General features: G+C 65.8%; 9 protein-coding genes. 5 read left to right on the top strand and 4 right to left on the bottom strand.

Translation table 11 applies throughout. The features are described from left to right. Positions 1-65 precede the first annotated feature (65 nt). Positions 66-1142: a DUF4439 domain-containing protein gene (locus H9638_RS17045; protein WP_191745895.1), complete on the bottom strand. Its 1077-nt coding sequence runs from the start codon at positions 1140-1142 to the stop codon at positions 66-68. A gap of 104 nt (positions 1143-1246) precedes the next feature. Here H9638_RS17045 and H9638_RS03805 point away from each other — a divergent pair, with 104 nt between their 5' ends. The 5 genes from H9638_RS03805 (at position 1247) to rbfA (ending at position 6943) form a co-directional block, all read left to right on the top strand. Beyond that, complete coding sequence (locus H9638_RS03805) at positions 1247-1873, top strand: ribosome maturation factor RimP (RefSeq protein ID WP_191745894.1); 627 nt, start codon at positions 1247-1249, stop codon at positions 1871-1873. Next, entirely contained in the window at positions 1874-2845 is a 972-nt protein-coding gene (gene nusA, locus H9638_RS03800; RefSeq protein WP_191745893.1) for a transcription termination factor NusA, read from the top strand. 21 nt (positions 2846-2866) lie between these two features. Beyond that, a complete protein-coding gene (locus tag H9638_RS03795; RefSeq protein ID WP_318241771.1) occupies positions 2867-3274 on the top strand; it encodes a YlxR family protein in 408 nt (135 codons plus the stop codon). Between the two features lie 165 nt (positions 3275-3439). Then, on the top strand, positions 3440-6334 hold the full coding sequence (gene infB / locus H9638_RS03790) for a translation initiation factor IF-2 (RefSeq protein WP_191745892.1): 2895 nt from the start codon (positions 3440-3442) through the stop codon (positions 6332-6334). A 132-nt stretch (positions 6335-6466) separates the two neighbouring features. Continuing rightward, a complete protein-coding gene (gene rbfA / locus H9638_RS03785) occupies positions 6467-6943 on the top strand; it encodes a 30S ribosome-binding factor RbfA (protein WP_191745891.1) in 477 nt (158 codons plus the stop codon). 630 nt (positions 6944-7573) lie between these two features. Here rbfA and H9638_RS03780 read toward each other — a convergent pair. From H9638_RS03780 to H9638_RS03770, 3 genes are all read right to left on the bottom strand, one after another. Then, positions 7574-8812, bottom strand: a complete 1239-nt coding sequence (locus H9638_RS03780; RefSeq protein ID WP_191745890.1) for a ScyD/ScyE family protein — start codon at positions 8810-8812, stop codon at positions 7574-7576. Between the two features lie 123 nt (positions 8813-8935). Continuing rightward, positions 8936-11866: a glycoside hydrolase family 3 protein gene (locus tag H9638_RS03775; RefSeq protein WP_191745889.1), complete on the bottom strand. Its 2931-nt coding sequence runs from the start codon at positions 11864-11866 to the stop codon at positions 8936-8938. A gap of 281 nt (positions 11867-12147) precedes the next feature. Then, on the bottom strand, positions 12148-13293 hold the full coding sequence (locus H9638_RS03770) for a pyridoxal phosphate-dependent aminotransferase (protein ID WP_191745888.1): 1146 nt from the start codon (positions 13291-13293) through the stop codon (positions 12148-12150). Positions 13294-13367 lie beyond the last annotated feature (74 nt).

Raw genomic sequence — 13367 nt, 5'->3', positions numbered from 1 at the left:
TCCAGCCAGCCCGGCAGGCTGGGTTTCGCATCAATGATCCCGGGAGCCTCGGGCTCGGGCTCGGCTCAGCCGTCCGCCCACGGCAGCGCCGCCGGTTCAGCGTCAAGGCCGGGTGACGCGGGGACCGTGTCTTCTCCGGTGTACAGCAGGCGGGAGGACTCCACGAGCCGGTCGATTGCCCACGAACGCACCGCACCGTCGCTGGATCCCACCAGATCGGCATACACGCCGGGGAACGCCGCTTCCATTCCAGCCAATGACCGGGCGGGAGATGCGAGGAATTCTGCCGACAGGGAATAGGCGGGAACCGGGCTTACTTCGGGAAGGCAGAGTGCAGGCAAGAGGCCGACGCCGCCGCGGCCGGCTTCAAGGTGTGCGGCACGGCGCTCGAGGAGCGCTTCACCCAGCACTGTTTCCCTCCCGCTGCTTTGCGCCTGGGCCACTTCATAGGCGTAGACGGCCCCATACTCGGCATCCAGTGCGGTCTGCAGGGCTTCGGCAGCACCGGGACGGTCGCGCAGCTCAGTGCGGGCAGAAGCATCGCCGCCGGTGGTGCAGCGGGCGGCGGCATCCTCGTCAAGAACCGGTGTCCACTGTGACTCTCCGGCAGCCTCCACCGGCACGCCCAGCACCTCACCGGCACGCTCAGCCAGCAGCAGCTGGGCGGTCCCCACGGAGGCCAGCAGCCGCGCAGTGCCATAGTCGGCCCGGCCGGCGGCTTCGAGGTTGGCCCGTGCCGCGGTCTCAACTGCCACGGGATAGGATCCTTCCCCGCCGCCGGGGGACTGCAGGGCCGCCTCGTGGGCCGCAGCCCCTCCGGGACTGGTTAGTAGCAGTGCCTGGTCTTTCAGGGTCTGCGCCTGAAGCCGCAGCTCACCGGCTGAAGCGCCGGTTCCGGCGGCAGCCAGGGCATCAGCCTCCGCCGCCAGGATCCGCACAGTGGCGAACGCCTCATTCAGGGCTTTCTCCGAGAACGTCCGCGGCCGGTCAGCCTCCGCACGGGTGCCCAGCGTGAGCCCAAAGCTGGCTATCACGCAGGCCAGGACGCCAAGCGCCAGCGCACGCCGCAGGGTGCCGGCCGCTGCAGCGGTCCGGGACGGCCGCGTGGCAGGAGACGTCGGAGAGGAGGGGGGCGTGTTCACAACATTCGATGATGTCACGAACCCGCTCCAGTTGCGGCCGTGACCCGGGCACCCTGGAAAGTCGGTAGGCTAGGAGATACAACATCATCTAGTGGGAGGCAACAATGGCGGTTCGGCCCAGCCCCAAAAAAGACACTTCGTCGGACTACCGCAAGAACGCTCAGCGCGCCGAGACCGCGGCAGAGACGCAGCGGCTGAAGGACTATCTTGCTCCCACCGTCACCGGGGAAGGCCTTTTCCTCGAGGACATCGAAATCAGGATTGCCGGCGTCCACCGCACGGTCCACGTCACCGTGGATCTCCCCGAAACTGAAACCGGCGGCGTCAGCCTGGACCGGATTGCGGACATTTCACGTGTCCTTTCGGATGCGATGGACCAGGACCCGCACGACGACGGCCGTCCCTACAGCCTTGAGGTTTCCTCGCCTGGAGTGTCGCGGCCGCTGACCGAGCCCCGGCACTGGCGGAGGAACATCGGCCGGATGGTATCGGTAACGCCGGTGAACGGCGACGCAGTCACCGGACGCCTGGTTGAGGCGGACGCGGAGGGAATCACGCTGGTTCCCGAACTGCCCGTCAAAAAAGGCATGAAGCCCAAACAGGGAGAGAAAACCCACCTGCCCTTTGGCGGTATCGCCAAGGGCCGGGTGGAAGTCGAATTCGCCCATCTTGAGGACGACCCGGCAGGCGAGGACGCCAACGGATTTGAAAGCACAGCCGAGGAGGCCTAAATGGATATTGATATGAGTGCGCTGCGGCTGCTTGAGGCGGAACGGGAAATCCCGTTGGACCTGCTGATCCCCACGATCGAACAGGCACTGCTGGTTGCCTACCACAAAACCACCGGTTCGCAGGATAAAGCCCGTGCCGAACTGGACCGCAAGAGCGGCCACGTCACGATCTGGGCCACCGAACTCGACGACGACGGCGAGGCCGTCGGAGAGTTCGATGACACTCCCGCCGGCTTCGGCCGGATTGCTGCCAGCACCGCCCGGCAGATCATCCTGCAGCGTCTGCGCGACGTGGAGGATGACAACATCCTGGGCGAGTTCAAGGGCCGCGAAGGCGAGCTGGTCTCCGGCCAGATCCAGCAGGGCAACAACCCGCACATGATTCAGGTGAACCTGGGCTCGGTTGAAGCACTGCTGCCGCCGACCGAGCAGGTCCCGGGGGAGAAGTACCTGCACGGTTCCCGCCTCCGCGCCTTCGTCGTCGACGTCCGCCGCGGATTCAAGGGCCCGTCGATCACACTGTCCCGCTCCCACCCCGGCCTGGTGCGCAAGCTCTTCGAACTGGAGGTCCCCGAGATCGCCGATGGTTCCGTGGAGATCGTCGCTCTGGCACGCGAAGCCGGCCACCGGACCAAGATCGCGGTCAAGGCGCATACCCCCGGCATCAATGCCAAGGGTGCCTGCATCGGTGAAATGGGCTCCCGTGTCCGCGCCGTGATGACGGAGCTGCATGACGAGAAAATCGATATCGTGGACTTCAGCGAGGATCCGGCGACATTCATCGCCAACGCCCTCTCGCCGTCGCGAGTCAACTCCGTCACCATCACCGATGAGGACGCACGCTCCGCCCGGGTAGTGGTGCCTGATTACCAGCTTTCCCTGGCGATCGGCAAGGAAGGGCAGAATGCCCGCCTCGCTGCGAAGCTGACCGGTTGGCGGATCGACATCGTTTCCGACGCCAAGTCTGCCTAAGTTCCCCCTCCGGAAGGCCGGATGAGGGCAAGAGAAAAGAAAAGCGGTAGAATGTTCATGGCCGGGTCACCGTCCGCCTTCCAGCAACCGCAGGAGCCCGTGGAATCGGTGCGGCCTGCGGCAGGATCCAGGCACGTTCCGCAACGCACGTGCATTGGCTGCAGGAAGAAGGATGACCAGGCTGCTCTGATGCGGCTGGCGCTGGATTCGAGGGACGGCATTCAAACCGTCCAGGTCGATGAAAGCCGCCGCATGTCTGGCCGGGGTGCCTGGTTGCATCCCGAGGCAGCATGCCTCGCAACCGCTGTGAAACGCCGGGCTTTCGGCCGAGCCTTCCGGGCTCAGGTTGATCCCTCGGGAGTGGAACGGTGGTTTGAGGCTCAAGAGGCGGGGCCCAACCCGGGGCCGCCTCGAAACCGTCCAACCTGAAAGCGGGTCTGAAATCTGATGGAAACCCGATGAGTACCCAGCGATGAGTACCCGACGATGAGTACTTTGTTGTGCTCTGTGATGGGCAACCCTGCACCTGCAGTGGAAGCCCGCAGTAAATAGACGGTTCGTGCCTGGCTCGGTGCGGACTGAGACAGGAGAAATGTGGCCAAGGTCCGCGTACACGAGCTCGCCAAAGAGCTCGGCATCACTTCGAAGGATGCAGTTGCAAAACTGCAGGAACTGGGCGAATTCGTCCGTTCGGCATCCTCGACAATCGAAGCACCCGTAGTCAAGAAACTTCGCGGGGCATTCCCCGACGCAGGCAAGCCTGCCGCCGGCAACTCCGGTGCCGAGAAATCCGCACCCCGTCCGGCAGCTCCGGCTCCGGCCGCGCCGGCAAAGCCCGCTGCGGAAGCTGCCCCGGCAGCTAACAAGCCCGCAGCACCGGCTCCAGCGGCGCCGGCTCCGGCAGCACCTGCTCCCGCAGCTCCGGCAGCGGCAGCACCTGCTCCGGCAGCCCCGGCGGCGGCAAAGCCCGCCGCGGAAGCTGCTCCGGCAGCCCCGGCACCCAAATCTGAGGAGAAGCCGGCAGCCCCGGCCGCTTCGGCTGATTCCTCCGCACCCCGTCCGGGTGCACCGCGGCCCGGAGCTTCCGGCCCGCGCCCCGGTAACAACCCCTTCGCAACCTCACAGGGCATGCCGCGTCCCCGCGGACGCGGCGAAGGTGAGCGCGGCCAGGGCGGTCCCCGTCCCGGCAATAATCCGTTCGCCCCGTCCCAGGGCATGCCCCGCCCCGGCCAGCGCCGTGATGAGACCGAGCGGACCGGTACGCCCGGTGCCGCAGGCCCGCGTCCGGCACCCGGTGCAGGCGGACCCCGTCCCGGCGCCCCGCGTCCCGGCGCACCGCGCCCCGGAGCTCCCCGTGCCGGTGCACCCCGCCCCGGCGGTACCTCCGGACCCCGGCCCACGCCGGGCATGATGCCCAACCGCACTGAGCGGCCCGCAGCCCCGGCACGTCCGGGTGCAGGCGGACCCCGCCGCGGACCCGGCGGTGCCCCCGGCACCGGCGGCGGCGCTCCCGTTGGCGGCGGCTTCGGCAAGGGCGGCCGCGGACGCGGCGGCACAGCCGGTGCTTTCGGCAAGGGCGGCGCAGGACGCGGCAAGCAGCGCAAGTCGAAGCGGGCAAAGCGGCAGGAACTGGAGCAGATGTCAGCTCCGTCGCTGGGCGGCGTTTCGGTGCCCCGCGGCGACGGCAACACCGTTGTCCGCCTGCGGCGCGGCGCGTCCATCACGGACTTCGCTGACAAGATTGAGGCAAACCCGGCAGCACTGGTCACCGTGCTGTTCCACCTCGGTGAAATGGCAACTGCCACCCAGTCGCTGGACGAAGAGACGTTCGGCGTTCTCGGTGAGGAACTGGGCTACAAGATCCAGGTCGTCTCGCCGGAAGACGAAGAGCGCGAGCTGCTTTCCAGCTTCGACATCGACTTCGAGGCCGAGCTGGAAGCCGAAGGCGATGACGAGCTGGAGGCACGTCCTCCGGTAGTCACCGTCATGGGCCACGTTGACCACGGTAAGACCCGCCTGCTCGACGCCATCCGCAACACCAAGGTTGTTGAAGGCGAAGCCGGCGGTATTACCCAGCACATCGGTGCCTACCAGATCGAATTTGAGCACGAGGGCACCGACCGTGCCATCACGTTCATCGATACCCCGGGCCACGAGGCGTTCACCGCCATGCGTGCCCGTGGTGCCAAGGTCACCGACATTGCGGTCCTGGTTGTCGCAGCGGACGACGGCGTTATGCCGCAGACCGTTGAAGCGCTCAACCACGCACAGGCAGCGAACGTGCCGATCGTGGTCGCCGTGAACAAGATCGATAAGGAAAGCGCCAACCCGGACAAGGTCCGCGGCCAGCTGACCGAATACGGCCTGGTTCCGGAAGAGTACGGCGGCGACACGATGTTCGTTGAGGTCTCTGCCCGCCAGCACCTGAACATCGATGCACTGCTTGAGGCTGTCCTGCTCACCGCGGACGCAGCCCTGGACATGCGCGCCAACCCGGACAAGGACGCTCGCGGCATCGCGATCGAAGCCAACCTGGACAAGGGCCGCGGCGCCGTCGCGACCGTCCTGGTGCAGTCCGGAACGCTGAAGGTCGGCGACACGATCGTGGCGGGAACGGCCCACGGCCGCGTCCGTGCCATGTTCGACGAGAACGGCGACAACCTCACCGAAGCCGGACCGTCGCGTCCGGTCCAGGTACTGGGTCTGTCGAACGTCCCGCGTGCCGGTGACACCTTCTTCGTGACCGACGACGAGCGCACCGCCCGCCAGATCGCTGAGAAGCGTGAAGCTGCGGACCGCAACGCCGCCCTGGCCAAGCGCCGCAAGCGCATCAGCCTGGAGGACTTCGACCAGGCTGTGGCCGATGGCAAGGTTGACACCCTCAACCTCATCCTCAAGGGCGACGTGTCCGGTGCCGTGGAAGCCCTGGAAGACTCCCTGCTCAAGATCGACGTCGGGGACGGCGTGCAGCTGCGCGTTATCCACCGCGGCGTTGGTGCCATCACGCAGAACGACGTCAACCTGGCGACCGTGGACAACGCGATCATCATCGGCTTCAACGTCAAGCCGGCCGAGCGTGTGGCCGACCTGGCCGAGCGCGAAGGCGTGGACATGCGCTTCTACTCCGTCATCTACGCAGCAATTGATGACATTGAGCTGGCCCTCAAGGGCATGCTCAAGCCGGAGTACGAGGAAGTTCAGCTCGGTACCGCCGAGGTCCGCGAAGTCTTCCGCTCCTCCAAGTTCGGCAACATTGCCGGCTCGATCGTGCGCTCCGGTGTTATCCGCCGAAACGCCAAGGCACGGGTTCTCCGCGACGGCAAGGTCATCGGTGACAACCTCACCGTTGACTCGCTCAAGCGGTTCAAGGACGACGCCACCGAGGTCCGCACGGACTTCGAGTGTGGTATCGGCCTGGGCTCGTTCAACGACGTCAAGGAAGGCGACATCATCGAGACTTTCGAGATGCGCGAGAAGCCGCGGGTCTAATTCCCGGCTGGGGCTGCCGGATTCCGGCAGCCCCGCTCCGGCTGCTTTTGGCAGCCCCCAACGCACGACGGCGCCGCCGGCCAGCCCGGCCGCCGTCGTAGCGGCACCCCAGACTTTATTGAAGGAGAGGCAATGGCAGATCCAGCACGCGCTGCGAAACTCGCTGACCGTATCAAGGTAGTGGTTGCCCAGGCACTCGAACGCCGGATCAAGGATCCGCGGCTGGGGTTTGTGACTATCACCGACGCCCGCGTCACGAATGACCTGCAGCATGCCACCGTTTACTACACCGTCTTCGGTGATGAGGCGCAGCAGGCCGACACCAAGGCAGCCCTGGATTCCGCACGCGGAATCCTGCGCTCGGAGGTCGGGAAGAACATCACCGTCCGGCTCACGCCCACCCTGGAGTTCGTTGCAGACGAAATCCCGGTCAACGCCAGCCACCTGGAAGAACTGATCCGGGAAGCCAAGAAGCGTGACGAGGAACTGGCGGCACTGAAGCAGGGTGCTGCCTACGCCGGCGAAGCTGACCCGTACCGCCGGGACGAAGAAGACGACGAAGAGGACCTGCAGGACGCTCCGGCTGAAGATTCGGACGCCCGCAGCTAATCCTGCCGCCGGCAGGCTCGACAGCCTGCCGGCATCGCGGACATGCAGCGCCGTAATCGCTGCGTTCGCGGCCGTTGCCCACCCAAACTTTTGGGTGGGCAACGGCCGTTTCGCGTTTAAGCACCGTGGTGCAATGAGCCCGGGAAGCCAAGCGGCTGGCGTGGGTACCCTGCACGGGTCCGGTTCCCGGGGTGTATCCCGCCCCCGGGGTTCGTCCCGTGGGTGCCACCTGGTGCCGGGTTTGCGGTCCCTGCGGGTGCCGTCCGGTGCCGGGCTGTTTGTTTGTGGGTTTTGCTCCGTTTTGGGACAAATCGACCGCCGGGGGACATTCCTGCCGTGGCGCCGCGCAGGAAAGTCCCCAACTGGCGGGGATGTCCCAGACCGGAGGAAAGTCAGGCGACGCGGTGTCCCTAACTGGCGGGGATGTCCCAGACCGGAGGAAAGTCAGGCGACGCGGTGTCCCAAACTGGCGGGGATGCTGAAACGCACCTGCGGGCAGCATGCCGGTGCCCACGCCAAACGCCCGGCTGGAAACTCCAACCGGGCGCAGGCCGTGACTTATGGTGCCGGTTCTGCTCCGGAATCCAAACCGCAGGTGCGGGAGGCTGGGGTGGCCCGGAGGGGTTCCGGTCAGTCGTTGTTTGGTTCGGCGGGTTCACCGTCCGGCTGCGCGAGCCCGTGCGGATCACCGCCTGCATTGAGCTGGATCCGGATGATCTTACCGTCGAAGACCGGTGGAGGGGCGTTCGGATCAACGGGGGCACCGGGTTCGGGGATGCCGCCCGGCGGAAGCGCGTCAACGCTGGCGTAGAGCGCGGAACCGCGAAGCTCCACGTCTGCCGGCCCGGTGACCTCGTACCACGGCTGCGGGGTGGACGTCCCGCGCGGAATTACCGAAATCCGGTTCGCGAACAGCTCGGCGACGAAGATGTCCCCGCGGCTGCTGACCGCAATGCCGGTGGGCGTGACGAGCCCGGTCGCCACCTGTTCCACGGATCCGCTGCGGGGGTTGATCCGGAAGACGGATCCAACTCCACCCGGAGCCCCGCCCGGAAGCGAGGTGACGTACAGCTGGCCGTCGCGTCCCATGGCCATGTCCGTGGGAACAGGCTCAGAGTAGTAGTCATGACCCACGGTGCAGGCGGGCAGCATGAGTTCCTGGGCGGATTCCGGGGTAATGGCGGTCGGCACCGGCGGCAGCACAGCAACCGTTGAGGTAGCGCCGGTGCGCTCCGATACCCGAAGGATGGCGTTCGCGCCGGCATCGGCAACCAGGATGCTGCCCCTGACCCGCATGGTGTCGTAGGGATGCGAGTCCATCATGCCGGTGTAGCTGGCAGGAATCTCCGGCGGGAGCTGGCTGAGGCACGCCGCATCCAGGTCCCGGAATCCGTAGGTGTTGACCTGGTCCGGATTTGCGCTCCGTTCATAGACGGCCAGATCGGTGATGGTGCGGATGTTGCCGTGCCGGTCCACTGACCGCAGCAGCGCGACGTTGTTCTCCGGAACCCCCAGACCCTCGCCGGTTGTCAGGGAGTAGTACGTGGTGCCGCCAACCCTGGACACAGCGTCGGAAATGTAGCCGGGAATCCCGGGGTCCAACGTGGTCAGGGCGCCGTCGTTGCCGATGCGGTTCACAGTGCCGGCAAACGTCTGAGCGACGTCGACGGACCGGTAGCTGCCAAGGGCAATCCGCAGCGGGGTGACCAGGCCGGTTGCCAGCGTGGTCACTTCACCTGCCACCGGCAGCGGTTCGGGCTGGTGCGGGTGGTGCCGGTTGTGCGCTGCCGCCGGCGGCGCGCCCGCAAGCCCTGCTATCAGGGCTCCGGCTGCTGCCAGCGGCAGCAGGGATGATGCTCGTTTCTTCAAGATGTCCTCCTCAGGGTGGGTGGAGCTGCGGGTCTGGTGGACCGGGGATGGTGCCGAAGGCGGGGGAGCTGGGACCGTGGGGAACAGTCCGCATCCCCCGCCTTCGGGGTTTGGGCTGCGGGATCAGCGGTGTGAGCGGATCCGCAGGTCAGCGGTCAGCGGAGTGTCTGCCGAATTGGGGCCGACATGGACCTGGACTGTGCCCGCAGGGGTGACCCAGCGGTCGGTGTTCACGTCCCAGTAGGAGAAGGCCTCGATATCCAGCGGAATCCGTACCCGGGTGCTTTCGCCTGGCTCGAGATCGACCTTGGTCCAGCCAGCGAGGGCCTTCGGAGCCATCTGGACGGGTGCGTTGGCATTGGCGCCGGCGTAGGCCTGGACTACCTCGCTGCCTGCCGCATCGCCGGTGTTGGTGATCCGCACCGAGGCCTGCAGCGGCTTGTTCCTGCAGGACTTACCCTTGTCCCAGCCGTGATGGTGCCCGTTGCCCTTGTCCCAGCCCCGCTTCCCTTGATGCAGCTGGGTTCCGATGGTGCCGTCTCCGGAAGCCGTGGCGTCAGCATCGGCCCCCGGTGTTTCGGCCTCACCTTCCAGCGCATCGAACTTCCCGCTCTGCCCGCCGGTGTTGTACACCTTGCAGGTGATGCGCAGGTCTGAGTAGTCGAAGCTGGTGTAGGAGAGTCCGTAGCCGAAGGGATAGGCCGGTTCGATGCCGAACTGCTGGTAGCCGCGGTAACCGACGAAGATGCCTTCGCTGTATTCGGCGTTGATTCCATCCACGCCCGGGTACTGCGCCGGGGTGCTGACCGGGGTCTGTTCCGCATTGACGGGCAGAGTAATCGGCAGCTTCCCGGAGGGATTAACGTCTCCAAACAAAACACTGGCGATGGCAGTTCCCTGGTTCTGGCCGGGGTACCAGCCGTGGATGACTCCGCCGACGGCGTCCTGCCAATCAACCAGCTCAACCACACCGCCCACCGTCATGACCACCACGGTGTTGGGGTTGGCTGCGCCGACCGCCCGGATCAGGTCCGCCTGCCAGTTCGGCAGTTCCAGGGTGCTGAGGTCTCCTCCTTCGGTGGAGTAGTCCCGGACCAGTACGACGGCGGCATCGGCATCCGCGGCCTGTGCGGCTGCGTTGGCGGCCTGCGGCAGAACGACGCCTTCCGGCGGGACCCACGCCAGCTTGAGCTGCGACTCGACCTGGTTCCAGGTGGAGCTGTTGTCGTAGATGTAGGTCAGTTCGATGGAATGGGTCGACCCGGCGGTGAACTCCAAGGGAACGGAGATGGTCTGGTTCTGCTGTGTTGCCGTCGGCGTGAAGAAGTCAGTCACATTGACTACCTCGGTTCCGTCGACGGTCAGCGTCGTCTTGCCGTTGGTGACGACCTGAAGTTCGTATGTCCCCGTGACCGGTGCGGTGAGCGTGGCGCTCCACCGTGCTGACATGTTGGTGTTCAGGTCCTGGGGAATGTCCGGGAAATGCGGTGAATTGGCGTTCAAAGAGGTGAAGGCGTAGAAGCCGGTGTTGAGGCCGACGTACGGTTCAACCCGGTCCAGGTACGGGCTGCCGGAGAAGTCCTGGTTCAGGAAGTACTCGGCAGACAGGCCGGTTCCCGCTGCGCCGCCGGCCGGCGTCATGAAGGAAGACGGAATGGGTGCTGCCCCGGGCAGCAGGGCGGCCGAGGTCACAGGATCGGTACCCGGCACATAGGTTACTTCCGTCCCAGTGTCCGCCAGCCTCTCCTGGATGCCGGCGAGCGGAGACGTTTCCGAGGTGGTGTTGGCGATGTGGGAGCTGCCGCCGCCCTGGACCACTTCGTCGGCGTCCGTGCCGATTACTGCAATGGAACCGAGGTCCTCGGACAGCGGCAGCACGTCGTCGTTCTTCAGCAGGACCATGCCCTGGGCTGCCGCTTCGGCCGACTGCGTGTTGTGCAGGGCTTCGTCAATGGGAAGCTGGTTGAGATCCCGGTCGAAGAGCCCCAGGCCGATCATTGGGCGAAGGATCCGCGTCACGGCGTCGTTGATCCGGTCAATGGACACTGTTCCCGCATTTACCGCATCAATCAGCGGCTGGCAGAACAGGCAGTCGCCCACCTGCCCCGGGGTGTAATTGCCCGGCTGGTCCTGGTCGAGGCCGGCATTGATTTCAAGGGTCTCGTGGGCAGCGTTGTAGTCACTCATCACGAAGCCCTGGAAACCGTACTGTTCCTTCAGGATCTGGTTGATCAGGAAATCGTTGCCGCAGGAGTACTCCCCGTTGACCTTGTTGAACCCGCACATCACGGATCCGGGATGCGTCCCGTTGATGATCTCGTCAAAGGGCCGGTTGTAGATTTCCTGCAGGGTGCGGTCATCCACCACCATGTTGGCGTCCTGGAGCCGGTTGTATTCCTGGGTGTAGACCGCCCAGTCCTGGATATTCCCAAGCAGGCCGCCGTACTCCTGGATGGTGCCGTTCCAGGCATTACCCATCGCGGACATCAGCAGCGGATCCTCGCCGAAGGACTCGAAGTTGCGGCCGTTCTGCGGTACCCGGGCAATGTTGACAGAGGGGGAGAGCACCGTGTTCATGCCCGTCCGGAAGGCCTCGTCGGCGGTGACCCCGGCGTGCAGATCTGCCACGTCCGCGTCCCAGGAGGCGGCAGCACTGATCGCCGAAGGCAGCAGGGTGGAGCGTCCGCCGTTGAACTCTGTTGAGCCCAGCCGGACGCCGTTGCGGCCGTCGGTCATGGTCAGGGCAGGAATACCGAGGCGTTCGATCGGCGCGTTGTAGAAGCCGTAATCGTTGTTGAGCTCGCCGTGGAGCATGTCCACTTTCTCGTCGAGCGTCATCTGGCCCAGGAGTGCGGCGGCACGTGCCGTTGCCGACTGATCGGTGTCCCAGTAGGAGACCTGGGGCTGGGCTTGATTGCCGCCGCGGTGGGCGTTGGCCGTAGCCGGTGCCACCAGCGTGAGCGCACAGACCACAGCCGCCAGGGTGCGGGCAGCATGCCGGCGCCGCTTGGGCGGAAGCGTACTTCGCGGGACAGGGGCACGGCCGCGCCGCATGCTGCCGTTCCGTAAGAGGCCGCGGTGGACCGTCTGAAATACTGCTGGCTTTATTCCCACGAGTGTCTCCTTCGCATTGGGTCTGCTCAATGCGAGACTCGTTCCGGCGCGGAACCCCAAACCGTTTCCCCAGCCGAAAAACAGTCCACAGACTAGGTACGCGGACGCCTCCTGTAAACGCGAAGTTGAGTGGAAGCTGTGCCGCTGCCGTGAAATACCTGAAAGCGGGCAGGTTGGAACGCCAAGGTGCGGTGAATGCAACGTGCCGCTATCGTGGCCCGCTAAGCGGCGGCAGGCAGCCGGCTGAGCCCTTCCACCAGCTCTTCCCTCCCGCCGCACAGGGCGATGCGGACCCAGCCTTCTCCAATGGACCCAAAGGCAGTCCCGGGCGCCAGGGCCACCTGGGACTCCGCGAGGAACCGCCGGGTCCACTCGCGGATGTTGCCGCCCGAAACTGAGGAGAGGTCCGCCCACAGATAGAAGGCGCCCTGTGCAGCCAGGAACGGAAGTCCTTTCTCCGCCAGCACTGCGCAAGCCGCATCCCGGTTGGCGCGGTAATGCGCAGCTGCCGTCTGCACGTAGTCCTGCGGCCCGGTAAGCGCCGCCAGCGCCGCATACTGCGACGGTGAAGCCACACAGGAGACAATCGACTCCATTACTGTGCTCATGCGCGCCTCCATCCCCGGCGGAGTGACCAGGGCGCCGATCCGCAGCCCGGTCAGGCCGTAGGTCTTGGACAGGGTATGGGAAACCACCACCAGCTCCCCGGTGCCGTCGAACTCCAGCGGACTCACATGCGGCACATCATAGGTAAACGCCTCATAGCACTCGTCGGAAAGGATCCACAGACCCCGGTGCCGGGCCAATTCGACGAGTCCGTGGGTGAGGTCGGCGCTCAAGACGGATCCGAGGGGATTGGAAGGTGAGTTCAGCAGCAGGACCCTGGTCCTGGGCGTGATCCTGGATTCGATCTCGGAAATCCTGGGCTGGAAACCGTCGGCCGGGTGGAGGGGATATTCCACCGGCACGGCGTGCAGCAGCCGGGCCGTCATTGCGAAGGTGGGATAGCCCGGGTTGGGCAGCAGGATTTCGTCACCGGCATCCAGCAGCAGGCTCATGGCCAGGTGCAGGCCCTGCTGGGCGCCGGCAGTAATAAACACCCGGGAAGGGTCGACTGTGCTGCCGGAGATCCGGGACACCCGGTCGGCAAACGCGGCGCGCAGGGGAGCGATGCCCGCGTTCGGTGTGTATCCCGTCTCGTCCCGGGACAGTGTTGCCTCCGCCGCTTCGAGAATATGGGCGGGCGTTGAAAACCCCGGCTCGCCGATGCTGAGGACCACCGCGTTGGGAACGGCCCAGGCGGCCTGGGTGATTTCGCGGATCTGATTAGGGTCAACGGTACGCACGTGAGCGGCAAGCTGTGGCATACCCGCATGCTACCGGCGGGGTGCCCGGTGCCGTCGGAGACACTGCGGGGAGTGATCCCCGCCGGGCCCGCGGC

It is taken from the genome of Arthrobacter pullicola, assembly GCF_014836875.1.
GTDB classification, from domain to species: Bacteria; Actinomycetota; Actinomycetes; order Actinomycetales; family Micrococcaceae; genus Arthrobacter_B; species Arthrobacter_B pullicola.
Note: the sequence above shows the minus strand (reverse complement) of the source record. Positions and strands in the feature narration are given on the sequence as shown.

What these genes read in the sequence shown, in the direction of transcription:
- H9638_RS03805 (WP_191745894.1), top strand. Translation starts at nt 1,247, where the DNA reads ATGGCGGTTCGGCCCAGCCCCAAAAAAGACACTTCGTCGGACTACCGC.
- nusA (WP_191745893.1), top strand. Translation starts at nt 1,874, where the DNA reads ATGGATATTGATATGAGTGCGCTGCGGCTGCTTGAGGCGGAACGGGAA.
- H9638_RS03795 (WP_318241771.1), top strand. Translation starts at nt 2,867, where the DNA reads ATGAGGGCAAGAGAAAAGAAAAGCGGTAGAATGTTCATGGCCGGGTCA.
- rbfA (WP_191745891.1), top strand. Translation starts at nt 6,467, where the DNA reads ATGGCAGATCCAGCACGCGCTGCGAAACTCGCTGACCGTATCAAGGTA.
- H9638_RS03775 (WP_191745889.1), bottom strand. Translation starts at nt 11,866, where the DNA reads ATGCGGCGCGGCCGTGCCCCTGTCCCGCGAAGTACGCTTCCGCCCAAG.
- H9638_RS03770 (WP_191745888.1), bottom strand. Translation starts at nt 13,293, where the DNA reads ATGCCACAGCTTGCCGCTCACGTGCGTACCGTTGACCCTAATCAGATC.